We start from the raw sequence: 22,954 nt of genomic DNA on the forward strand, positions 1-22,954 counted from the left end.
CGCCTAATCCTTCGTTTTCGCTTCCATCGCGTCCAGGGCAGCGGCAAGACGCTTTTCCTCGTTGAAGTAACGGGCGCGATCCCAGAAATGCGGCTTGCCGACGCCGGTCGACATGTGCCGGCCGACCAGGCGGCCGGCCGCATCCTCGCCTTCGATTTCGTAGCGCATCAGGTCCTGGGTGATGATGACGTCGCCTTCCATGCCGATCACCTCGGTGATCTGGGTAATGCGGCGCGAGCCGTCGCGAAGACGCGCCGCCTGGATGATCACATCCACCGAGCTGGAGATGATCTCACGCACCGTCTTTGCCGGCAGGGTGAAGCCCCCCATGGCGATCATCGATTCGATACGGCTCAGACATTCGCGCGGCGTGTTGGCGTGGATCGTACCCATCGAGCCGTCGTGACCGGTGTTCATCGCCTGCAGCAAGTCGAAAACCTCAGGTCCGCGCACTTCGCCGACGATGATACGCTCGGGACGCATACGCAGGCAGTTCTTGACGAGATCGCGCATGGTAATCTCGCCCTCGCCTTCGATATTCGGCGGGCGCGTTTCCAGACGCACGACATGCGGCTGCTGCAGCTGCAGTTCGGCGGTATCCTCGCAGGTGATGACGCGTTCATCCCTGTCGATATAGTTGGTGAGGCAGTTCAGCAGCGTCGTCTTGCCCGAGCCGGTGCCACCCGAAATGACGACGTTGCAGCGCACGCGCCCGATGATCTGCAACACGGTCGCGCCTTCCGCCGTGATCGCACCGAAACGGACGAGCTGATCGAGCGTCAGCTTGTCCTTCTTGAACTTGCGGATGGTGAGCGCCGGCCCATCGATCGACAGTGGCGGCGCGATAACGTTGACACGCGAGCCATCGGGCAGGCGGGCGTCGCAGATCGGGCTCGATTCGTCGACACGGCGGCCGACCTGGCTGACGATGCGCTGGCAGATCGAGAGAAGCTGCGCATTGTCGCGGAAGCGGATTTCCGATTCGATTGTCTTGCCGCCGACTTCGATGAACGTCTGACCGGCGCCGTTGACCATGATGTCGGCGATATCGTCGCGCGCCAGCAAAGGCTCCAGCGGACCGTAGCCGAGGACGTCGTTGCAGATATCCTCAAGCAGCTCTTCCTGCTCGGAGATCGACATCGCATAGTTCTTGATGGTGATGATGTCGTTGACGATGTCGCGGATTTCTTCGCGCGCGCTTTCACCGTCGAGTTTGGAAAGCTGCGAGAGATCGATCGTATCGATCAGCGCAGAAAAGACCTGCGCCTTGGTGTCATAGTATTCATCGGTACGAGCAGGGCGCTTGCGCTGCGGCGTCTGCATCGGCGGCGGCGTCACCTGCTGGCGTGCAGGCTCGCGCGCGGGTTCGACCAGAATCGAGGGAGAAGAAGCCGCAGGGGCAGCGGCCGGAGCCGGCGGCGGGGGAGCAATCGCCCCTCCAACCTTTCCGGAACCTTCGTTTCCGCGTTTTCCAAACATGCCGCTTAATCCAATCTGCTTGTTCTACTTGCGCTTCAGGAGGCCCAGCAGTCCGCCCTTCTTCGCCTTCTTGATCGCGACACGGCCGGTGACGATGTGCGATATCTGCGAAAAGGTTTCCGCCGTCGGCGACTTCGGGTCGACTTCCGAAATCATCCGGCCGCTATTGGCGGCATTGCCGAAAAGATGGATGTCGAAGGGGATGATGGCGATCGGATCGATCTCCAGCGGCTCACAGAAATCCGACGGTGAAATCTCCGGACGTTTCGGCATGCCGACCTGATTGAGGATGAGATGCGGCGGCTTGTCGTTCGGCCGCATCTTGCGCAGCGCATCCAGCATGTTCTTGGCGTTGCGCAGATTGGCGAGATCGGGAACCGCCGTGATGACCACCTCGTCGACGCTCGACAGAAGCGAACGCGTCCATTCCGACCATGCATGCGGAACGTCGAGCACGGTGACGGGGGCGCTGCGCTGCAGGACATCGAGCACCGGCTGGAACGCCTGGCCGTCGAAATCATAGGCGCGGTCGAGCAGCGAGGGTGCCGCAAGCAAGGAAAGATGCTCGGAGCATTTCGTCAGCAGGCGGTCGAGAAAGACCTCGTCGAGACGATCGGGCGCGAAGACCGCTTCGGCGATGCCGAGCGCCGGATCCTGATCGAAGTCGATGTTCGCCGTGCCATAGGGCAGGTCGAGATCGGCGAGGATCGTCTCGGATGAGAAGAGGTTGGAAATGCCGAAGGCGCAATTATGCGCGATGGTCGAGGCGCCGGTACCGCCCTTCGAGCCGATGAAGGCGATGCTGCGGCCGAGCGGCTCGGCTTCCGGATCGACGAAGATCGCGGCCATCGCCGCCAGGATATCGGGCATGTCAACGGGCTGGACCATATATTCGGAGATGCCGTTGCGGATCAGGTCGCGATAAAGCCCGATATCGTTGTAGTGGCCGATGATGACCACCTTGGTCGTCGGATCGCAGACGGCGGCGAGCGGCGCGAGTTCGGCGAGCAGGTTTCCGGCATTCGCCTTGGTCTCGAGGATGATGAGGTTCGGCGTCGGGGTGCCGGAGAACATATTGGCAGCAGCGGCGATGCCGCCGCTGGTGATGCGCATGCTGACCTTGGCCACGCGCCGATCATTGGCGCAGCGTTCCATGACCTGCTGCAGAGCCTCGCTCTCACAGAAGGCATGCACGGAGATGCGTGGCAGCGGCCGCATGTTTTCCAGATCCGCCATGCGCACCGCCTCCTCGGCGTGGCGAAGCTCGTTTTGATTCTTGATTTCGTACTCTATCGCGCTCATCGTGCCGTTCCGCCTCAGAAGCTGCTGTCGCTGCCGGCGACTTCTTCAATCGTCGATGTCGTCGTCCGATATTCCTGGATCGCATTGTTGCGGCGCTGCGCGTCGATCGGGGTCATGCCGCGGGGCGCCACCAGATCCTCAGGATTGGCGATCTGGGCGGCGAGGTTGTTCTGCGAGGCGCAGCCGAAATTATAGTAGTTCTGGTTGGTCAAATCGTTCGAGATGTCCTTCGGCCACTGGCCGCATTGCGTGGTGATCGCGGTTGTGCCGGTAAAACTCAATCGGATCGGCGCCGCATCGCCAGGGCCGACCGCGGCGTAGGAGGTGTTGACGATTTTCGAGCTTGCGATCCCCCTCCTCGCCAGCTCGCCACGGACCTGATTGCGCAGCTGATAGGCTGCCGCCGAATTGGGCGAACCTTGCGGCGACAGCACGTAGACCGGGCCTGAGGCGCGCGCGATGTAGTTTGCGGCAAAACCGCGAATGAGGTCGCGCTGGGCGTTGGTCAGGCGGCGATCGGTGGAGGCGACGGGAATGTCCACCGTCTGCTCCGCTTCGGTCACGATGATCGGATGACGAGCGCGATAGTCGTCGGGAATACCGCCGGTCGTCAGCTGGTCATGTGGGCCGGCGCATCCGGAAAGGGCGGCCAGCGACATGGCAACCGTGGCAAAAAGCGCCTTCGAGATTCCGAGGCGGTGTGTCGTCGAATTGATATGGGCCATCACCTGATCCCTGTTCTCTTCCATTGCTGCCGACCGTGCGCCGCTCATTTGTAGATGAACCCAATTGAGCCGTGGAACTGCGCGTCGGCAACGGGCGCCTCGCGGCGGCCATAGACTTTGTTGACTCGGTTGAGGAAGAAGGTTGCACCGTCATTCTCAGGGCTGAAATTGTCGTCCGGCCGGTTGAGTTGATTGCGCGCCACCGGACGCACCAGATAAGGCGTTGCGATGATGACGAGCTCGGTTTCCTGACGCTCGAAACCCTTTTGGCGGAAGAGGGTGCCGAGCAGCGGGATCTTCGAGACACCTGGCGTGCCGCCCATCGTCTGAGAAACGTTGTCGCGGATCAGGCCGGCCAGCGCGATCGAGCCGCCCGAGGGCAGTTCCACCGAAGTCTCCGCCGAACGGCGCTGATACGTAGCGCTGCCGCTGCCAGCAACCGGTTCGGAGACATTGGTCTTGATCTGCAGGCTGATGCGTCCCGATGACAGCACGACCGGCTTGAAAGCGAGGTTGATACCGTAGTTGAAGGGTACAACGGTGACGTTGCCGTTGCTGTCGGTCGTCGAGTAAAGCTGTTGGCCGCCGGAATTGAAGGTTGCGGCCTGGCCCGATATTGCCGTCAGCGTCGGCTCGGCCAGCGTCTTGACCACCTTGGCCTGCTCCAGCGCGTTGAGGTAGGTCGAAATGTCGTATTTTCCGATCGTGCTCTTGAACAGCGCCGCCAGCCCGCCGCCAACCACCGATGTCGCGCTGTCGGCGCTGGGGCTGCCAAGCTGGGCGACCGTCATGCCGGAGGAATTGGAAACCAGATTGTCGAAGCCGAGCTGCTTCAGCACCTCGCGGCGGACCTCGGCGATCGTTACCTTGAGGGTGACCTGGTCCTCGCCCTCGATCTGCAGCAGGTTGACGACCTGCGAGCTCTGACGGGCTTCGGCAAAGAGCGCCACCGAGCTGTCGCCGCCGGTGCCCGATGCCGTCTCGCTTCTGGTCGTCGCTTCGCCGCCCTTGAGGAAGACCTGCGCCAGATCGGCCGCCTGTGTGGCATCCTGCGGGGTGCGCACGGTGCCGGTCAGCACGATGTTGTCGGAGACGATTTCGACGTTGATGTTGGAGTCTGGAATGAAGCGGCGGAGATTGACTTCGAGGCCGGAAACATCGCGCTCGATCTCGATGTCGAGATTGACGATTTCCTGCCCACCGGCGCCGAAGACGAAGATATTCGTCTGGCCGACCTTTTTGCCGAACAGGTAGATGCGCCGCGAGGTGCGGGTCACAGCATCGGCCATGGTCGGATCGGACACGAGAATATCATGCGCATCCTCGGGCAGATCGACGACGACGGCCTTGTTCAACCCGAGTTTCAGCCGGCGATGGGCATCGGGGCCGGTCTGCGAGATGCGGACCATGCTTTCGGAATCGGCGCGTGCCTCGCCGGATACAAGAAGCAGCGCGAAAGAGGCCGGCACGATAGCGGAGACGGCGACTGCCAGAGAGAGGCAGCCTGTCAGGAGAAGTCCGGCGCGCCGCGAAGAATTGCCCATTTGCACGTCCTTTTACTCCGCCTTCGGCGCTGCGCTGGCATCGGTGACGATGGCGCCCGATTTGATGACCTGGATGATCGAACTGCCGTTGTCGCCACTCAGCAGATAGTCGGCGGCACTGGTATCCTGCTCCTGCGCATCGGCGACGGAACGCAGTGCGAGCGACAGCCGGTCCGCCATCTGCTGGGCGACGGCCAAAACCTTCGTTTGATCGGGCGTCAGCTCGAGCGTCGCGGTGGTGCCGACCACGGCCTTCGAGCCGTCGTCCTTTTCTTGAATCTGCTGGTCGATGGCCAGAACGCGGACATTGCTCAGTACGGTCTCGGTGATGAGCTTATTGGCCTCAGTGCCCTTGCGGACCATAATGACGTCGACGCGGTCGTTCGGCAGGATGAAGCCGCCGGCACCTGTTGCCACCGATATCTCGGTGGCGACGGCGCGTTTGCCGGCCGGCAACAGCGAGGAAAGGATGCGGCTGCTGGAATCGGCGACCTTTTCCGGCCGGATCGGTTCGCCTTCGAAGATCGGCAGCCGCACGACGGCACCCTGCAGATCCTTGATCGCATCCGGCTTGTCGGCTTCAGTCATCAGGCCCGGGACAACGGCGCCCTGCGGCCAGGCCATCCAATGAACCGACTGGTCGCCCAGCCTCTCGCCGACCGCCAGATTGGCGCTCGAGACCAGGACGTTGACGGTCGGTTCCTTCTCGATGACCGACTGGACCTGGGTAACGACACTGCCACTGCCTGCCATGCGCATCGCCAGGAGGCCGGCGAGGCCGGCTGCCACCACGGCGACAGCAAGAATTATAAGGCGGGCCGGTTTCATCGATCATTCCTCAGGGCACGATAGGTTCGCCCTGCAGAATGCTCAGCAATTGGTATAATTATGGTTAATGGAACGCTTACATTTTAAGTTAACGGGCATTTAAGATGCCGTTATTTCAAGCCTTCCAGCGCGGCGAGGAAGACCGGCGAGGACGGGAAGGCCATGAAGCCACCGATCGCGATGGCGATGCCGTAGGGGATCTTCTTGGCCAGCAGGACCGAATTCGGCACCGGCAGGCCGATGGCTAGGATGGTGTTCGCTTGCGCTCTCACCAGCAGGATTAGCAAGGTTATCAGACCGCCGATCATGGCGACGTCAACCATCAGGAAGGCAAGAGATTGGTTGAGACCGAACCAGAGCGCGGTGGCGCTCAGCAGCTTGGCGTCTCCGCCGCCCATCACATTGAAGGCGAAAAGCGCGAAGCAGGCACTGAAGACGATTGCCGCACCGGCAAGATGCATGCCGATCATCTCCCAGCCCAGGCCGGAGAGCGGCGCGAGGATGCAGAAAGAGGCAATAAGGATCAGAGAAACGCGGTTCGGGATCGTCATGGTGAACAGATCGGAAAAGGCCGCCATGGAGAGGCAGAGTGGCAATATCACAAACACTGCAGTGGCGATCATGCATATACCCCGTCATAACGAGATGCGAAAAGGCTCACGGCCGTTCAGCCTGTGAGCCCGCTCGATAGATCAGTCGGAGCCGATCCGGCCGTATAATATGGGCGCCAAGTGGCTGCCCCTATTTTAGTTCGACGCCGTGACGCCGGTGTTCATCTTGGTGCTCAGATTGTTGAACGTGGTGCTGATGCTGTTGCCGAGCGCCGTTGCGCCGGTGATCAGCGCTACGGAAATGAGGGCAGCGATCAGGCCGTATTCAATTGCGGTCGCGCCGGATTCGTCCTTCAGAAAACGGCTAAAAAGCTTGGTCATGGTAACTCCTAACTCCAGTTGATGTTCAGCACGTCCGCCAACTGTTTGCCGTTGATCGGATGACTGCAACGTAGCGAATGGGCGTTTCCATCGGCTTAAAGAAAAGAGTTAACGAGGAGTCAACGAGACACCAGCCCCTTGCAGGGTAAGTATTTTCTTATGCGACTACTTCAATATTTAACAATCTTCCCGGAATAACCGCTGGATTCATCCGATAATAGCACAGGTCTTACTTCCAACCCGAGCGTGTGCGGTCCTGAAGCCGTGCCAAATCGGATCATTTCGCCTCATCCCGGAACAGGCAGGCGAGCTTAAGGCTTCGTTCACCATTTTTTTCCATTCTATGCGGATATTGCGCTGTGATCATGAAAGAGGACCAAATGTCATCGAGCGGCAAAACAATTTTCTTTGCCGGCATGATCGCCGTTTTCGGTGTTTCGGGAATTTCCGCGGCCGCAGACGATGACATGCTGCGCGTCTATATGGATCACGCGCGCGTATTGAAGCTCGACCGCCCTGTCAGCAAGGTCATCGTCGGCAATGCCAAGGTTGCCGATGCGACCGTCGCCGATGCCAAGACCATCGTTCTCACAGGGCGCAGCTTCGGCACCACCAATCTGGTGCTGCTCGATGCCGATGGCAATGCGATCCTCGACGAGCGTATTCTGGTGTCGATCGATGAGGGCAATACGGTGCGCGTCTACCGGCAGACCGAACGCTCCGTGCTGTCCTGCACGCCGAACTGCGAGCAGCACGCACAGCAGGCGGCGACCGCCACCACCTCACCCTGATTGGTTTACCTCTCTTCTTCGGCCAATCGTTAAAATCGTCGCGTCAAACTGAAACGGAAAATCAACGAACGGACCCTAGTGTGGCGGGCAGAGAATGTCGCTCGGGTCCAGGCAATGACGGTAATTGATCAGAAGACGGATAAAGCGCGCGTCTCGGCGCTGTTCCGTTTTTCACGGTTTCGCGCGCTCTGCCGCTCGCGCGAGGGTTCCGCGGCGATCGAATTCGCCTTGCTCGCCATTCCCTATTTCCTGGTGATTTTTGCAATCCTCGAAACCTTCGTCGCCTTTGCTGCCGAGGAACTCGTGTCGAATGCCGTCGATACGATGAGCCGCAAGATGCGAACCGGGCAGATCACTTATAATCTCGGCCGCACGACGGATATGAACCAGGCGCAATTCCGCCAGGCTTTCTGCGATGAGATTTCGATCCTGATCCGCTGCTCGACGAGCGAAGTGGCTACGCCGAGCAAGCTCTACCTGGATGTACAGACATTCAGCAGCTTCTCGGCCATTCCGACGACAATTCCCAAGCTTTCGACCGACAGATATGCCGACCTCAACACGGCGGCCTTCAAATATGCGCCAGGCGGCGCAGGCACCATCAACATGGTCCGCGCCTACTATCGCTGGGAAATCACCGCGGATCTGGTCCGGCCCTATATCACGACGATACGTCCCTCCGACGGTTCGATGCCGAGGGAATATCTGATCGTCGCGACCGCGGCCTTGCAGAACGAGCAGTATCCATAATGGCGTTGCGCAACCCGTTCAGCAGACTGGTATTGACGGCGCGGCGGCTGGCCCGAAACCGCAAGGGCGCCGGAGCGATCGAATTCGCGATCCTCTTTCCCGTGCTCGTCATGCTCTATATCGGCGCTTTCGAGATCACGATCGGCCTCAGCGTCAGCAAGCGGTTGACACGCGCCGCAGGCACGGTGGCCGACCTCGTCACCCAGCAGCAATCCGTCACGAAGAGCACGCTTGCACAGATGCCGTCGGTCGCAACCGCGATCTTCGTGCCTTACAACAACACGTCGCTGACGCTGAAGATCACCGGAATTACCATCGACGCCAGCGCCAATGCAAAAGTGCTCTGGTCTTGGGCGCAGGACGGAACCGCGCCCTATGCCAAGAACACCGCCGTGAGCAATGTGCCGTCTGATATGAAGACCGCCAACAGCTTCCTTGTTCGCACCGAGCTCAGCATCCCCTATACGATGTTCCTGTTTGCGCCGAACTTCCTGCCGGACGGCATGCGCACGATCACCATCAGCCGCAGTTATTTCTACCGCCAGCGGCAAGGCGACTCGATCGCCTGCAGCGACTGCTGACGCATCGTGATTTGCGCGTCTGATGAGACGCGCGGCGGCGCAGGAACGCCCCCTTCCCTCTTCTCGAATTTGCCAAGCCGGCCGCAGCATTATATGCCTGAGGCTCTGCCGCTCCGACGTCCCTGGGGCCGGCGATCGGCTCTCTCGGGTGTAAAATGGCGCGTGCCTTTCTTTTCGTTCTGGATTCTTTCGGCGTTGGCGGAGCGCCGGATGCGGCGGCCTATGGCGACGAGGGCGCCGATACGCTCGGCCATATCGCCGAGTTCTGCGCAGCCGGAGCCGCAGACCGTGCCGGATTGCGCAGCGGGCCGCTTTGCCTGCCCAACCTGTCGGAACTCGGGCTGATGCAGATCGCCCGGTCGGCATCGGGCCGATTCCCAGCCGGCATGCCCGTTCCCGAGAAGGTCTACGGCATTTATGGCGCCGCCACCGAAATCTCCCGCGGCAAGGATACGCCATCAGGTCATTGGGAGATCGCAGGAACACCTGTCAGTTTCGATTGGGGTTATTTCCCGATGGAAGGCGAGGCCTTTCCTGCCGAATTCATCGAGGCATTGTGCAGGGAGGCCGATGTGCCCGGCATTCTTGGCAACTGCCATGCCTCTGGAACGGAGATCATCGCCCGGCTCGGCGAGGACCATATCCGCACCGGCAAACCGATCTGCTACACCTCCTCGGATTCGGTCTTCCAGGTCGCAGCGCACGAAGGGCATTTCGGCCTCGATCGCCTGCTCACTTTCTGCCGTCTGGCCCGCGGGATGCTCGATCGCTATAGTATCGGCCGCGTCATCGCCCGGCCCTTCATCGGTCAGTCCCCCTCGACCTTCCAACGCACCGGAAACCGGCGCGACTTCTCCGTGCTGCCGCCGGAGCCGACGCTGCTCGACCGGCTGATCGAACACGGCCGGCATGTGCATGCAGTCGGAAAGATCGGCGACATCTTCGCGCATCAGGGCATTTCCAGGGTCATCAAGGCAAATGGCAACAATGCGCTGATGGATGCATCGCTCTCAACCATCGACGAGGCCGAGGACGGCGATCTCGTCTTCACCAATTTCGTCGATTTCGACATGATTTACGGCCATCGCCGCGATGTGCCGGGTTATGCGGCGGCGCTCGAAGCCTTCGATGCCCGCTTGGCCGAAGTCCACAAGAAGCTGAAGCCAGGCGATCTCGTCGTGCTCACCGCCGACCACGGCTGCGACCCGACCTGGCGCGGCACGGACCATACGCGCGAGCGCGTGCCTGTCATCGCCTATGGGCCTGGCATCCGGTCGCGTTCGATCGGCGTGCGCCGCAGCTATGCCGATATCGGTGAAAGCTTAGCGCGCCATCTCTCCATTCCGGCCGGAGCGCATGGAAGGAGCTTTCTGTGACATCGCATTTGAAAAAGGTCGAACTGCACTGCCATCTGGAGGGTGCGGCACCTCCGGTTCTGACCGAGGCGCAGGCGCGCAAGTATGGCGTCGATATCAGCGGCGAGCTTCGCGGCGGCGCCTATATCTGGCATGATTTCGCAAGCTTCCTCGAATGTTACGACAAGGTTTCCGAGGTCTACAGGACCGAGGAGGACTATGCGCTTCTGACCGAAACCTATCTCGACCAGCTCGCCGGCATCAATTCGATCTACAGCGAACTAATCGTTTCTCCCGACCACGGCAAACGCATCGGTCTCGGCGCCGACGCCTATATATCGGGCATCTGCGAAGGCATCCGGCGGGCCCGGGAAAAGACCGGCATCGAGGCCCGGCTGATCGTTACCGGCGAGCGGCATTTCGGTCCGGAGAGCGTCATCGGTGCCGCCGAATACGCGGCTAAGGCCGGCAATCCTCTGATTACCGGCTTCAACCTTGCCGGCGAAGAGCGGATGGGACGCGTCGCCGACTATGCCAGGGCCTTCGATATCGCCCGCGATGCCGGCCTCGGGCTCACCATCCATGCCGGCGAGGTCTGCGGCGCCTTCAGTGTCGCCGACGCGCTCGATGCCGTGCGCCCCTCACGCATCGGCCATGGCGTGCGCGCCATCGAGGATCTCGATCTGGTGAAGCGGCTTGCCGATCTCGGCACCGTGCTCGAGATCTGCCCGGGCTCCAATATCGCGCTTAAGGTCTTTCCCGATTTCGCTTCGCATCCGCTGCGCCGGCTGAAGGAAGCCGGCGTGCGGGTGACGATCAGCTCGGACGATCCGCCGTTCTTTCATACCTCGCTTGAGCGGGAATACGAACTTGCCGCCGAGGCTTTCGGCTTCAGCGACGACGAGATCGATGCCATGACGCGCACGGCGATCGAGGCGGCCTTCGTCGACGAGGAGACACGCAAGGCCCTGCTCGCTCGGCTTTGAAAGCTAAATGTGGAGCGAGGTGGGGATGATCGGCGCAAATTGGCCGCCACTCTTGCAGTCGGGCCGATTTCCGTGAAAGAAACAGTCGATAGAAAGAATGAAAGGCTTACCCATGGACGGCGTCACGGTCATCGATCACCCGCTGGTGCAGCACAAACTCACCATCATGCGGCGCAAGGAGACATCGACGGGAAGTTTCCGGCGGTTGCTGCGCGAAATCTCGACGCTGCTCTGTTACGAGGTGACCCGCGATCTCGAACTGACGATGGAAACGATCGAGACGCCGTTGCAGACGATGGAATCGCCGATCCTCGAGGGCAAGAAGCTGGTCTTCGCCTCGATCCTGCGCGCCGGCAACGGGCTTCTCGAAGGCATGCTTGATCTCGTGCCGTCCGCTCGCGTCTCGCATATCGGCGTCTACCGCGACCACGAAACGCTGCAGCCGGTCGAATATTATTTCAAGGCGCCGGAAGACGTGGCCGAGCGGCTGATCATCGTCGTCGACCCAATGCTTGCAACCGGCAATTCGTCGATCGCCGCGATCGACAAGCTCAAGGAACGCGGCGCCCACAATATCCGCTTCCTCTGCCTGCTTGCCGCCCCGGAAGGCATCCGCAACTTCCGCGCTGCGCATCCCGATGTTCCGGTATTCACCGCCTCGATCGACAGTCATCTCAACGAAAAGGGCTATATCATGCCCGGTCTCGGCGATGCCGGCGACCGCATGTACGGCACCAAGTAATTTCAGCTTTCGTTTACCCAATCGCAAGACTTTAAGGCCCGGTGGTTCATTCCGGGCCTTTTCGTTGGTGATATTAGCAACTTGTCAGCACTTGAGGTTTAGCAATCCTGAAGCATGAGGCCCCACATGAAGCGGGGTTTATACAGGAAGGATTTCTGTTTCATGCTCGTGCGTACCGTCCTATTCGCCAGCATCGCCGCGGTGCTCGCAACACAGGTGCCTTCCTTCTTCGGAGACACCGGCCAGCAGTCTGCTGGCGCTCTTTCCGCCAATTACCTATCGACCGAAAGCGACAAGCCCGCGGCACCCGCACCGGTCTCCGGCAGCAATGCGATCCGTCTGCAAGCGGATGCGCAAGGGCATTATACCGGCGGCTTCAAGATCAACGGCAAGCCGGTGCAAGGCCTGATCGATACTGGCGCCACCTATGTCGCGCTCAACGAGACGCTCGCCCGCCGATTGGGCTTCACCGCCAACCAACTCGATTTCCGCTACGGGGTGAACACCGCGAACGGCCAGACGAAGGCGGCACACGTGATGCTCGACCGGGTCGAAATCGGCGGTATCCGTGTGCGCGACGTCGAAGCGTTCGTCCTCAAGGACGAAGCGCTGACGACGACGCTGGTCGGCATGAGCTTTCTGCAAAAGCTCGCCTCCTATTCCGTCGCCGACGGTTCGCTCAGCCTGAAGCAATAAACCATCAGATCCGGGTCGAAATCACCGGCTCCAGCTCCGGCTTTTCCTCGGTGATGCGGCAGTGCGCGGCAAGTGCCGCCACTGCCCGGTCCGCAGCTGCTTCATCGGCGGCGTGAACCAGCGCGATCGGTTCACCGGCGCTGACACGGGTGCCAAGCGGCAAGAGCTCGGAGAAGCCGACGCGATGATCGATCCGGTCGGCCGGATGACGTCTTCCGCCGCCGAGATCGATGACGCTGATGCCGATACCGCGCGTATTACAGGCGGCAAGCCAGCCGGACCGAGGGGCGAGAACAGGTTTTTCCACAGGCGCCCTGGCCAGATATTTGCCGGGGTTTTCGATGAGATCGGCCGGGCCGCCGAGCATGGAGACCATGCGGGCGAAAACCTCTGCCGCCCGTCCGGATGACAGGGCCTTGCGCGCCATCCCCTCGCCTTCATCAGCGGAAGGTGCAACGCCCGATTTCACCAGCATTTCGGCGGCGAAGGCAAGAACGACGGTTTCGAGCCGCGTGTCCGTTTTTCCACCCGTCAGGAAATCCAGGCAGTTGCGCATCTCGACCGTGTTGCCGGCGGCATCGGCGAGCGGCTGGTTCATGTCGGTGATCAGCGCCGAGGTGGTGACACCTGCGCCATTGGCGACCTCGACCAGCGACTGCGCCAGGATCTCCGCCTGGGCACGGTCTGTCATGAAGGCGCCGTTGCCGACCTTGACGTCGAGCACCAGCGTCTGGAGCCCGGCCGCAAGTTTCTTCGACAGGATGGAGGCGGTGATGAGGGGAATGGAATCGACGGTGGCAGTCACATCGCGCACGGCATAGAGCCTGCCGTCGGCAGGCGCCAGAGCCCCGGTCTGACCGATGATGGCGCATCCGGCTTCCTTGACGACCTTGTGGAACAGGTCGGCATCCGGAGTGATCATATAGCCGGGAATGGATTCGAGTTTATCCAGCGTGCCGCCGGTATGGCCGAGGCCGCGCCCTGAAATCATCGGAACGGCGAGGCCGCAGGCCGCTGCGATCGGCGCCAGCATCAGCGAAACATTGTCGCCGACCCCTCCGGTTGAATGTTTGTCGGCGATCGGGCGGTCGATATCGGCCCATTGCAGCCGGTCGCCGGAGTCTGCCATCGCCAGCGTCAGGGCGACGGTCTCGGCCCGCGACATGCCCTTGAACCAGACGGCCATGGCGAAGGCGCCGATCTGGCCTTCCGACATTTGTCCAGCAGCGAGGGCCGCGATGAAGGACCGGATATCGTCGGGGTCGAGTTCGTCGCCATCGCGCTTGCGCCGGATGATCTCCTGCGGGATCATCTCAATAGCTCGACGCCGCAGCCGATGCAGACTGTGTTCCGCTCAGAACCGCCAGGATATCGTCAAGCAGGCCGGAAGCGCCGAATCGGAAGGTCGACGGCATCGCCCAGTCGGGCGCCATGATGGTTTCGGCAAGGCTGAGATAGAGCGCCGCATCGGCCACCGAACCGATGCCGCCGGCCGGCTTGAAGCCAACCTTGCGGCCGCTCTCGCGAATGGCGCGGATCATGATGTCGGCGGCTTCCAGCGTCGCGTTGACGGCGACCTTGCCGGTAGAGGTCTTGATGAAATCGGCGCCCGCGTCGATCGCGAGTTCGGAGGCGCGGCGGATCAATGCTGCATCCTTTAACTCGCCGCTTTCGACGATGACCTTCAGAAGGACAAGGCCGACGCATTCGGCGCGCACGGCCCTGACCATGTCGGTCACCGCCTTCTCATTGCCGGAAATCAGCTTGCGATAGGGGATGACCAGATCGATCTCGTCAGCGCCATCGGCAATCGCCTCGCGTGTTTCGGCGGCGACGTCGGCCACTTCCATATCGCCGGAGGGGAAGTTGACGACGGTGGCGATGCGCACGGCATGGCCGGTACCGAGGATATTGCGGGCCTGAGCGACGAAGCGCGGCCAGATGCAGATTGCAGCGCTGTTGCCGTAGGGCGTCTGCGCGCGGGCGCAGAGCACATCGATCTGCGCCTCGGTGCAATCGTCCTTCAAATTGGTGAGATCGAGCAGGGAAAGGGCGACAGCCGCCGTTTCCCGGATGGAATGGCTATTCATCTTCACTTCCTCTGGAGCATGATGCCGAAAAGTGTGGGCGGTTTTCTCATGACATCATGCTCTAACTATATCATTTAGAACAGGATTCAGATTTTAGGCCGGCCCGGCCTAAAATCATCCTGTTCTAGCCGCAATCATGTCTTTCAATATGGCGGCGAGACGGGCGCCGCCGATGGGCGCCATGTCCTTGGTTTCTTCATGGCTGAGCTCATTGCCGGTCATGCCTGCCCCATAGTTGGTGATAACCGAGGCGGCGGCAACCCTCAGGCCCAGCATTCTTGCGATGATCACCTCGGGCACCGTCGACATGCCGACGGCATCGGCGCCGAGGATGCGGGCCATGCGGATTTCGGCCGGCGTTTCGAAGCTCGGGCCCGAGAACCACATATAGACACCGCGCGCCAGCTCGATTTCGAGCTTTGCCGCTGCCCTTTGCATCGCCGCGGCGAGGCCTGCATCATAGGCATTGGTCATGCCGACGAAACGATGATCGCTTTCCTCGCCGATCAGCGGGTTCATGCCGGAATAGTTGATGTGATCGGTGATCTGCATCACCGACCCGGGCGGCAGGTCGTCGCGCAGCGATCCGGCAGAATTGGTCAGGATCAACGCTTCGACGCCGAGCGCCTTCAGCACCTCGATCGGCAGGCGCATGGCGCCGGCATCGCCCTTCTCATAATAATGAACGCGGCCGGAGAGCATGACGACAGGCACGCCGCCAAGGCGGCCGGCGACGACTTCGCCTGCATGGCCGGAGACGGCACTGACGGGAAAGCCCGGCAGGTCGCGATAGGGAACGCGGACGGCGCCGTCCAACTGGCCGACGAGGGAGCCGAGACCGGAGCCGAGCACGATGCCGTGGCGCGGCTTGATGCCGCCGAGCAATGCGGCAAGCAGGTTGACTGTCGCCTTCATCCGAGTTCGGTCTCGAAGCTGAAGGGAAGCAGCTCTTCCATCGTCATGGTCTTCTGCACGCCAGTCTCATCGCAAAGATAGATCCTCGTCTCCTTGGAGGCGAATTCGGAGATTTTCTGGCGGCAACCGCCGCAGGGCGGGCAGAGCGGCAGCTTCTCGGCAATGACCGCCATTTCGACGATTTTCTTGGCGCCGCCCATGATCATGGCGCCGATCGCCGTCGGCTCGGCACACCATCCTTGTGGAAAGGACAGGTTTTCGATGTTGGCGCCGGTATAGACCTTGCCGTCCTCGGCACGGATCGCCGCGCCGACCGGGAATTTGGAATAGGGCGCGTGCGCGAAGGCCATGGCGCCGCGAGCGGCTTCGAACAGATCGTGAGACATATCAACGCTCCTTCGTATAGGGCACGCCGCCGGCTTTCGGCGGGGTCGCGACGCCGATGAAGCCGGCAAGCAGGATGCAGGTCAGGATATAGGGCAGCGCCTGGAAGACCTGTACCGGCACTTCGCCGATCAGCGGCACCTGCTTGCCCTGCATGAAATTGGCCAGCGCATCGAGGAAACCGAAAAGCAGGCAGGCAAACATGACCGGCACCGGCTTCCACTTGGCGAAGACCAGGGCGGCGAGCGCGATATAACCCTTGCCGGCCGACATGTCCTTGATGAAGGCGGCGGACTGGGCAATCGCCAGATAGGTGCCGGCAAAGCCGCAGAGGATGCCGGCGCACATGACGGCGCGGTAGCGCAGCCAGGCGACCGAGATGCCGGCGGTATCCACCGCACCCGGGTTTTCGCCGACGGCGCGCAGCCGCAGGCCGAAGCGGGTGCGGTAAAGCACCCACCAGGAAAACGGTACGGCAAGAAAGGCGAGGTAGGTCAGAATATTGTTGCCCGATATGACATTGGCATAGAGCGGGCCGAGGATCGGTATGTCGCGGGCGGCATCGGCACCCGGCAGGACGATCGGTGCGAAACGCGCATCCGGTGACAGCTGCGGCGTGCGCCCGCCTTGGCCGAACCAGGCCTGACCGAGCACGATGGTGATGCCGGCGATGAAGAAGTTGATCGCCACACCCGAGACGATCTGGTTGCCGCGGTTGGTGATCGAGGCAAAGCCATGCACCAGGCTGAGTGCCACCGAACAGACGATGCCGGCGCCAAGCCCGAGCCAGGCCGAATCGGTGAGATAGGCGATGCAGGCGGCCGCAAAGGCCGAGCCCAGCATCTTGCCCTCAAGGCCGATATCGAAAATGCCGGCGCGTTCGGAAAACAGACCGGCAAGGGCGGTGAAGATCAGCGGGATCGACAGACGAATGGTCGAGCTCAGAACGCTGATGAAGATGTCATAATAATCCATCGCCCGCTCCTTAACCGCGCTTGAACTGTTGGTAGAGGCGCACCACCGCCGGCCGGAACATGTATTCCAGCGCGCCGGCAAAGAGGATCACCAGACCCTGGATGACAAGGATCATCTCGCGGGTGATGTTCGGCATTTCGAAGGAAATCCAGTCGCCACCCTGGTAGAGGATGCCGAACAGGATCGCAGCGAAGACGATACCGAGCGGATGATTGCGCCCCATCAGCGAGACCGCGATGCCGACGAAGCCGGCACCACCGACGAATTCCACCTGCAGGCGGGCCGACGAGCCCATGACCGGGTTCAGCGCCATCATGCCGGCGAGCGCGCCGGAGAGCAGCATGGCGATGATAACGATCCGAGCATAGGGAATGCCAGCATAGTCGGCAGCCGTCGAGCTCACACCCAGCGTGCGCATCTCGAAGCCAAGCTTGGTGCGCCAGATCAGGACCCAGACAAACCAGGCGGCAAGAAGGGCGATGATAAAGGAGACGTTGAACGGCGCAGCACCCAGCTTGGCTCCGAACATCGTCATGAGCCAACCGAGCTTTGGAAGCTGCCCTCCCTCAAGGAAGGTGCGGGTTTCAGGCGCCATCTTGCCCGGCACGATCAGCACGTGCACCAGCAGATACACCATGAGCGCGGCGGCGATATAGTTGAACATGATCGTGGTGATGACGATATGGCTGCCGCGCTTGGCCTGGAGGAAAGCGGGGATGAAGGCCCAGGCCGCACCAAAGAGACCTGCGCCAATGACGGCGATCGGCATCGTCACATACCAGGGAACGTAACGATCGAGCGCCAGTGCCACCAGCGCGCAGCCGAGACCGCCGACATAGGCCTGACCTTCAGAGCCGATGTTGAAGAGGCCGGCATGGATTGCCACCGCGACGGAGAGGCCAGTAAAAATGAAGCTCGTCGCATAGTAGAGCGTAAAGCCGATGCCTTCACCGTTGCCGAGCGCACCCTCGATCAGCAGCGACAGCGCGTCGAGCGGGCTTTCGCCGATCAGCCAGACGACAAAACCGGAGATCAGGAAGGCGACGACGAGGTTCAAAAGCGGGATCAGGCCGTAATTGATCCAGTGTGGTAGCGGAACGGAAGCAGTGCTCATAAAGGCCTCACGCGGCAATGCCGGCCATCATCAGGCCGAGGGTCTGTTCACCGGCATCGGGCGTCTTCTCGCCGACCACATGGCCGGCAAACATGACAAGGATACGGTCTGAAAGGGAGCGGATTTCATCGAGTTCGACGGAGACGAGCAGGATCGCCTTGCCGGCGTCGCGCATTTCGATGATCCGGCGGTGGATGAATTCGATGGCGCCGATATCGACGCCGCGGGTCGGCTGGCCGATGATCAGCATCTTCGGATCGCGCTCAATCTCGCGTGCAACGACGATCTTCTGCTGGTTGCCGCCGGAAAAATTCGCTGTCTTCAACCGCGGGTTCGGCGGGCGGATGTCGTATTTCTCGATCATCCCCATTGCATCCTTGCGGATCGCTTCGAGATCGAGCAGCGGGCCTTTGCTGTAGCCCGGACGCCGGTGATAGCCGAGCACGGAATTTTCGTATTCTTCGAATTTCAGCACCAGGCCCATGTGGTGGCGGTCTTCCGGAATATGGGCGAGACCGAGCTCGCGCAGGCGGGCCGGATCGGCCTTGTCGATCGTCTGGCCGTCGAGCAGGATTTCGCCGGAGGCCGGCTTGCGGATGCCGGCAATCGCCTCCAGCAATTCGGACTGGCCGTTGCCGGCAACCCCGGCGATGCCGACGATCTCGCCGGCGCGCACGTCGAAGGAGACGTTGTCGACCATGGTGACGCCGCGATTGTCCTTGACCGAAAGGTTGCGGACGGAGAGCACGGCAGCTCCCGGGTTCGCCTCGCCCTTCTGCACGCGCAGCAGCACGCGGCGGCCGACCATCAGTTCGGCAAGCTCCTCCACCGTCGTTTCCGCCGTCTTGCGGGTCGCGACCATCTCGCCGCGGCGCATGACGGAAACCGTATCGGTGATCGCCATGATCTCGCGCAGCTTGTGGGTGATGAGGATGATCGTCTTGCCCTGGTCGCGCAACACCTTGAGAATGCGGAAGAGGTGGTCAGCCTCGGCCGGGGTCAGCACACCGGTGGGTTCGTCGAGGATCAGGATCTCGGCGCCGCGATACATGGCTTTGAGGATTTCGACGCGCTGCTGCAGGCCGACCGGAAGCTCTTCGATCAGCGCGTCCGGATCGACCTCGAGGCCGTATTCCGTTTCCAGCCGCTTGAGTTCGGCGCGGGCCGATGCAACGCCTCTCGCCAGCAGCATGCCGCCTTCGGCGCCGAGCATGATGTTCTCAAGCACCGTGAAATTGTCGACCAGCATGAAATGCTGGTGCACCATACCGATGCCGGTGGCGATCGCCGCCTGGCTGTCGCGGATGGTGACGGGATCGCCGTTGACGCGGATCTCGCCGCTATCGGCATGGTAGAAACCGTAAATGATCGACATCAGCGTCGATTTGCCGGCGCCGTTTTCGCCGATGATCCCGTGGATCGTCCCCCTGGCAACGGTGAGGTTGATGTCCTTGTTGGCATGGACGGCACCGAATTTCTTATCGATGCCGACAAGCTCGATAGCGGGCTTATCTGTCACTGCAGGCTCCAAATAAGAAAAGGGCGTATGGCGAAAATCCCCTCCGCCATACGCCCGATCTCAATCGTCGATCACTTCCGGGCGCGGATCACTTCGGGCAAGCATTGTCCGAAGTGTAATCGTGAACCTTGACGGTTCCCGCGATGATGTCGGCCTTGGCCTTGTCGACGGCAGCCTGCATTTCCGGCGTGATCAGCGACTTGTTGTTGTCGTCGATCGCGGCACCGACACCCTCTTCCTTGACGCCGAGCGCCTGGACGCCACCAGTGAACTTGTCGTTCTTGGTGTCGGTATAGGCGTTGTAGACGGCGAGATCGACGCGCTTGACCATCGAGGTCAGGACCGAGCCCGGATGCAGATGGTTCTGGTTGGAATCGACGCCGATCGAAAGCTTCTTATTATCGGCGGCCGTCTGCAGAACGCCGAGGCCGGTGGCACCGGCTGCCGCGTAAATGACATCGGCGCCCTGATCGATCTGGTTCTTGGTGAGTTCGCCGCCGCGAACCGGGTCATTCCAGGCTGCACCCGTGGTGCCGGTCATATTCTGGAAAACTTCGACATCGGCCTTGGCGGCGCGTGCGCCCTGCTCATAGCCACATTCGAACTTGCGGATCAGCGGAATGTCCATGCCGCCGACGAAGCCGACCTTGCCGGTCTTCGATGCCATGCCGGCGAGAATGCCGACGAGGTAAGAGCCTTCTTCTTCCTTGTAGACCACCGAGCGGACGTTCGGTTTTTCGACGACCGAGTCGACGATGATGAACTTGGTGTCGGGGAATTCGGCTGCAACCTTCTCGATGGCCGACGTCCAGGCGAAGGAAACGGCGACCACCGGATTGAAGCCGCGGCTTGCGAAGTTGCGGATGGCCTGTTCGCCCTGGGTGTCGCCCGTCGGCTCGAAGTCGCGATAGGCAATGCCGGTCTCGGCCTTGAATTTCTCGGCGCCGTTATAGGCCGCCTCGTTGAAGGACTTATCGAACTTCCCGCCGGTGCCGTAAACCAGCGCCGGCTTGACATCGGCAGCGAGCGCCGTCGTCGACATGGCAGCCACGGCAAGGAGAGTGAGAAGGGATTTTTTCATTGTGCAGCCCTGTTGTTGCTATTCGTTAGGGGTCCTCCCGCAAGTCCTTTTCGGACATGTCTGCGGAACCACCGACCTCCCCCCGGAGGCCTGGCTGCGTGCATCCTTGCATGGCTCACGGAAAAATTCACCAGAAATTTTTCAGCTGGTAAAGATTTGCAGCGATTGCCGAAAATCCGTTCTCCGGGGCTGATTTTTAGACATTTCCGCCGCCCGGATGCGAAATTTCCAGCCAATCCAGCAGCCATTTCGGGGCTACGGAACCATTGGCGACCGATTGGATTCCCAGCCGGATCGTGGCGGCAAAGCAGCTTGGCTATGCAGTAAAGCGGCCGGCCACCGGCGGCTTCTTATAACCGACCATCCAGAGAAGCAGCGCGATCACCAGGAAAACGGCAAAGGCCGGCTGGAGCATCAGCCACTGGAAGATGAAGGTGTAGAAGCGCGGATGAACATAGTAGGACAGGGACGATTGCAGCGACGTGAGGGTTGTCGGGCTCACATCCTGCCAGGCATCGGAGATCGGCGTCACCACCACCGAGGACGCCGCAACCGATTGGATCGAATCGATGGTCCCGGCAATAACGGCCGCCGCAAGCGCGACAAGGCTGGCCAGACGCAACAGGAAACGCATCAATTCCTCCGACGCTCGTTATGCCGGACAATTCCGGCCGGCCGCGCCATTCTCCACCTTGAGAATTACATAGTCGTCGATGAGGTGAAGCACAATGGACGGGTCGAGGCGAGTTTTATCGGAAGAAGTCAAAAAACTGTTAGATTTCGGTTGATCGACAAAAATTCATCGGTATATATCGCGCCGTTCCGACGATTTGCTCCTATCCAGGCGCGAACGCCAAAGAAGGACAGGTGGCCGAGTGGTTTAAGGCGCACGCCTGGAACGCGTGTGTACGTGAAAGCGTACCGTGGGTTCGAATCCCACCCTGTCCGCCATATCTCTTTAAAACCGCAGATCCCTTCCTTCGCAGGGCCGTGCCAGCCCTCGCGAAGATCTATTGTGTGTGGGCTCCAGCTCAACACCCCTACCGAGATTCCCGGACTTGCAGATTGGAATGCCCGGCGGCGGCTCAGCATGATCACGACTAGCGCGTCGGCCCGAAAATCGGAATCGATTCGGGCCGATGCGTAGATTCAGAGTGTTACAGGGTCCTTTCCGCGTCTGAAAAGACGTGCGGCGCTGTAGGCCCTATTCGAAAATTTCCGAGACGCTCGTCGCTGCGGCCGCATTCCCTTGACGTCCTCCGATTGGAGACCGCGGAGCCTCGGAACTCACCAGTTTGCGAGCCAGGACGATCGAAACGTAGCACAGGCCGAATATCGACGCCCATTGGCAAATCACCAGTACTGCTAAAGCGATGAGGTTCAGTTTTCCGTCCGAGAAGATGCTATCGGCTTCGTATGACATCGATGTTGCTGCCGTCATCAATATCAAAGCACAGATGAAGGGCAGACAAAGTCCAGCAAACAGCCGTAAAAAGGTGGGAACCAAACCGCGTTTCCCCCGGCTGAAGGCAGCTGAAAGCCCGCTTTTGGACCCCGCAATTCCGGCAATGGGCCAGGTTCCGATAAGGGCAAGTATCAGCGGAAGGATGATTGCGACCACCGCAAGACATAAGAGTAGAAATACGTTCTTTGATAGAGAGGCGGCGCCGAATGCGACAGGGCCACCAATCCCAATTCCAAATCCGACGAGCATGATAAGCAAGTTCTTCCAGATGTAGCCACCAAACCCACGCATGCCGCTGGTCAGGCTTGAAACTTTCCCGTCTCCATTTAATATTGCATTCTGAATGAAGAATGCAAAAGACAGAGAAACGAAGAATTGCGCTGAATTACTTTTGTTTCCACCGCTGTAATCATCAAAAGCGACGAGTGCGCAATTGGCTGCAACAACAACACACACAAAAGACAGATTACGTCTTACAAAGGAAATCGCTTCACCTAACATTGCACACCTGCCATCCCTCGCCTCTGGATGGAAGATATCGTCATTAAAACATGGTGCTGTCAAACGTCGATCTTTCTTTTCAGCAAGTGCCTGCACCGCAACCCCGCAGAAGCCACCAATCGGTAGTGTCGAGCGTGGCGACGGTACCCGATTGACGCCCCGACAACCTGGGCAAGATTCCTGATTTTTTACCATGCCG

The 22,954-nt window shown here is 60.6% G+C and carries 24 protein-coding genes and 1 tRNA gene; 8 read left to right on the plus strand and 17 right to left on the minus strand.

Annotation, left to right across the window (positions count from 1 at the left end):
- Nucleotides 1–3 precede the first annotated feature (3 nt).
- From RCCGE510_RS23285 to RCCGE510_RS23315, 7 genes are all read right to left on the minus strand, one after another.
- A complete protein-coding gene (locus RCCGE510_RS23285) occupies nucleotides 4–1,479 on the minus strand; it encodes a CpaF family protein (protein ID WP_007634050.1) in 1,476 nt (491 codons plus the stop codon).
- A 24-nt stretch (nucleotides 1,480–1,503) separates the two neighbouring features.
- A complete protein-coding gene (locus tag RCCGE510_RS23290; RefSeq protein WP_007634052.1) occupies nucleotides 1,504–2,781 on the minus strand; it encodes a CpaE family protein in 1,278 nt (425 codons plus the stop codon).
- A gap of 14 nt (nucleotides 2,782–2,795) precedes the next feature.
- A complete protein-coding gene (locus RCCGE510_RS23295) occupies nucleotides 2,796–3,554 on the minus strand; it encodes a CpaD family pilus assembly protein (RefSeq protein WP_081525786.1) in 759 nt (252 codons plus the stop codon).
- On the minus strand, nucleotides 3,551–5,050 hold the full coding sequence (locus tag RCCGE510_RS23300) for a type II and III secretion system protein family protein (protein WP_007634063.1): 1,500 nt from the start codon (nucleotides 5,048–5,050) through the stop codon (nucleotides 3,551–3,553). Before RCCGE510_RS23300 ends, RCCGE510_RS23295 begins: the two co-directional genes overlap by 4 nt.
- Nucleotides 5,051–5,062: 12 nt before the next feature.
- Nucleotides 5,063–5,878, minus strand: coding sequence for a Flp pilus assembly protein CpaB (gene cpaB / locus RCCGE510_RS23305; RefSeq protein ID WP_007634065.1), 816 nt, complete (start codon nucleotides 5,876–5,878; stop codon nucleotides 5,063–5,065).
- 110 nt (nucleotides 5,879–5,988) lie between these two features.
- Nucleotides 5,989–6,501: a prepilin peptidase gene (locus RCCGE510_RS23310; protein ID WP_007634067.1), complete on the minus strand. Its 513-nt coding sequence runs from the start codon at nucleotides 6,499–6,501 to the stop codon at nucleotides 5,989–5,991.
- A 123-nt stretch (nucleotides 6,502–6,624) separates the two neighbouring features.
- On the minus strand, nucleotides 6,625–6,810 hold the full coding sequence (locus RCCGE510_RS23315; protein ID WP_007634070.1) for a Flp family type IVb pilin: 186 nt from the start codon (nucleotides 6,808–6,810) through the stop codon (nucleotides 6,625–6,627).
- 380 nt (nucleotides 6,811–7,190) lie between these two features.
- On the opposite strand from RCCGE510_RS23315, the gene RCCGE510_RS23320 reads away from it, so the two are divergent.
- From RCCGE510_RS23320 to RCCGE510_RS23350, 7 genes are all read left to right on the plus strand, one after another.
- Nucleotides 7,191–7,601 (plus strand): pilus assembly protein N-terminal domain-containing protein, encoded by a 411-nt coding sequence (locus RCCGE510_RS23320; RefSeq protein ID WP_007634072.1) that lies wholly within the window; start codon nucleotides 7,191–7,193, stop codon nucleotides 7,599–7,601.
- 114 nt (nucleotides 7,602–7,715) lie between these two features.
- Nucleotides 7,716–8,351 carry a TadE/TadG family type IV pilus assembly protein gene (locus RCCGE510_RS23325; RefSeq protein ID WP_007634078.1) on the plus strand — a complete coding sequence of 212 codons (636 nt, stop codon included), beginning with the start codon at nucleotides 7,716–7,718 and terminating at the stop codon, nucleotides 8,349–8,351.
- Nucleotides 8,351–8,932: a TadE/TadG family type IV pilus assembly protein gene (locus tag RCCGE510_RS23330; RefSeq protein ID WP_007634079.1), complete on the plus strand. Its 582-nt coding sequence runs from the start codon at nucleotides 8,351–8,353 to the stop codon at nucleotides 8,930–8,932. The genes RCCGE510_RS23325 and RCCGE510_RS23330 overlap by 1 nt, the downstream gene beginning before the upstream one ends.
- A 155-nt stretch (nucleotides 8,933–9,087) precedes the next feature.
- Nucleotides 9,088–10,308: a phosphopentomutase gene (locus tag RCCGE510_RS23335; RefSeq protein ID WP_007634080.1), complete on the plus strand. Its 1,221-nt coding sequence runs from the start codon at nucleotides 9,088–9,090 to the stop codon at nucleotides 10,306–10,308.
- Nucleotides 10,305–11,273 carry an adenosine deaminase gene (locus RCCGE510_RS23340; protein ID WP_007634081.1) on the plus strand — a complete coding sequence of 323 codons (969 nt, stop codon included), beginning with the start codon at nucleotides 10,305–10,307 and terminating at the stop codon, nucleotides 11,271–11,273. The genes RCCGE510_RS23335 and RCCGE510_RS23340 overlap by 4 nt, the downstream gene beginning before the upstream one ends.
- Nucleotides 11,274–11,385: 112 nt before the next feature.
- Complete coding sequence (upp, locus tag RCCGE510_RS23345; RefSeq protein WP_003544477.1) at nucleotides 11,386–12,015, plus strand: uracil phosphoribosyltransferase; 630 nt, start codon at nucleotides 11,386–11,388, stop codon at nucleotides 12,013–12,015.
- A gap of 126 nt (nucleotides 12,016–12,141) precedes the next feature.
- On the plus strand, nucleotides 12,142–12,711 hold the full coding sequence (locus tag RCCGE510_RS23350; RefSeq protein ID WP_037079467.1) for a TIGR02281 family clan AA aspartic protease: 570 nt from the start codon (nucleotides 12,142–12,144) through the stop codon (nucleotides 12,709–12,711).
- Between the two features lie 4 nt (nucleotides 12,712–12,715).
- Here the strand turns inward: RCCGE510_RS23350 and deoA are convergent, their stop codons facing one another.
- The 9 genes from deoA to RCCGE510_RS23395 form a co-directional block, all read right to left on the minus strand.
- The gene (gene deoA / locus RCCGE510_RS23355; RefSeq protein ID WP_007634085.1) at nucleotides 12,716–14,023 is read right to left on the minus strand and encodes a thymidine phosphorylase; all 1,308 of its coding nucleotides are present in this window, start codon (nucleotides 14,021–14,023) and stop codon (nucleotides 12,716–12,718) included.
- Between the two features lies 1 nt (nucleotide 14,024).
- On the minus strand, nucleotides 14,025–14,801 hold the full coding sequence (deoC, locus tag RCCGE510_RS23360) for a deoxyribose-phosphate aldolase (protein ID WP_007634086.1): 777 nt from the start codon (nucleotides 14,799–14,801) through the stop codon (nucleotides 14,025–14,027).
- 114 nt (nucleotides 14,802–14,915) lie between these two features.
- On the minus strand, nucleotides 14,916–15,716 hold the full coding sequence (locus tag RCCGE510_RS23365) for a purine-nucleoside phosphorylase (RefSeq protein ID WP_007634087.1): 801 nt from the start codon (nucleotides 15,714–15,716) through the stop codon (nucleotides 14,916–14,918).
- Nucleotides 15,713–16,102: a cytidine deaminase gene (locus RCCGE510_RS23370; protein ID WP_007634088.1), complete on the minus strand. Its 390-nt coding sequence runs from the start codon at nucleotides 16,100–16,102 to the stop codon at nucleotides 15,713–15,715. Before RCCGE510_RS23370 ends, RCCGE510_RS23365 begins: the two co-directional genes overlap by 4 nt.
- Before the next feature lies 1 nt (nucleotide 16,103).
- On the minus strand, nucleotides 16,104–17,075 hold the full coding sequence (locus tag RCCGE510_RS23375; RefSeq protein WP_007634089.1) for an ABC transporter permease: 972 nt from the start codon (nucleotides 17,073–17,075) through the stop codon (nucleotides 16,104–16,106).
- A gap of 10 nt (nucleotides 17,076–17,085) precedes the next feature.
- A complete protein-coding gene (locus RCCGE510_RS23380) occupies nucleotides 17,086–18,189 on the minus strand; it encodes an ABC transporter permease (RefSeq protein ID WP_007634090.1) in 1,104 nt (367 codons plus the stop codon).
- A 7-nt stretch (nucleotides 18,190–18,196) separates the two neighbouring features.
- The gene (locus tag RCCGE510_RS23385) at nucleotides 18,197–19,708 is read right to left on the minus strand and encodes an ABC transporter ATP-binding protein (protein WP_007634092.1); all 1,512 of its coding nucleotides are present in this window, start codon (nucleotides 19,706–19,708) and stop codon (nucleotides 18,197–18,199) included.
- Between the two features lie 88 nt (nucleotides 19,709–19,796).
- Nucleotides 19,797–20,789 (minus strand): BMP family ABC transporter substrate-binding protein, encoded by a 993-nt coding sequence (locus tag RCCGE510_RS23390; protein ID WP_007634093.1) that lies wholly within the window; start codon nucleotides 20,787–20,789, stop codon nucleotides 19,797–19,799.
- A gap of 316 nt (nucleotides 20,790–21,105) precedes the next feature.
- Nucleotides 21,106–21,423 (minus strand): hypothetical protein, encoded by a 318-nt coding sequence (locus RCCGE510_RS23395; protein ID WP_007634094.1) that lies wholly within the window; start codon nucleotides 21,421–21,423, stop codon nucleotides 21,106–21,108.
- 227 nt (nucleotides 21,424–21,650) lie between these two features.
- Here RCCGE510_RS23395 and RCCGE510_RS23400 point away from each other — a divergent pair.
- Nucleotides 21,651–21,740, plus strand: a tRNA-Ser gene (locus tag RCCGE510_RS23400).
- 253 nt (nucleotides 21,741–21,993) lie between these two features.
- On the opposite strand, the gene RCCGE510_RS23405 is transcribed toward RCCGE510_RS23400, so the two are convergent.
- Complete coding sequence (locus RCCGE510_RS23405) at nucleotides 21,994–22,950, minus strand: hypothetical protein (RefSeq protein ID WP_240539679.1); 957 nt, start codon at nucleotides 22,948–22,950, stop codon at nucleotides 21,994–21,996.
- Between the last annotated feature and the right edge of the window lie 4 nt (nucleotides 22,951–22,954).

The organism is Rhizobium sp. CCGE 510, assembly GCF_000292525.1.
In the GTDB taxonomy this organism is placed as follows: domain Bacteria; phylum Pseudomonadota; class Alphaproteobacteria; order Rhizobiales; family Rhizobiaceae; genus Rhizobium.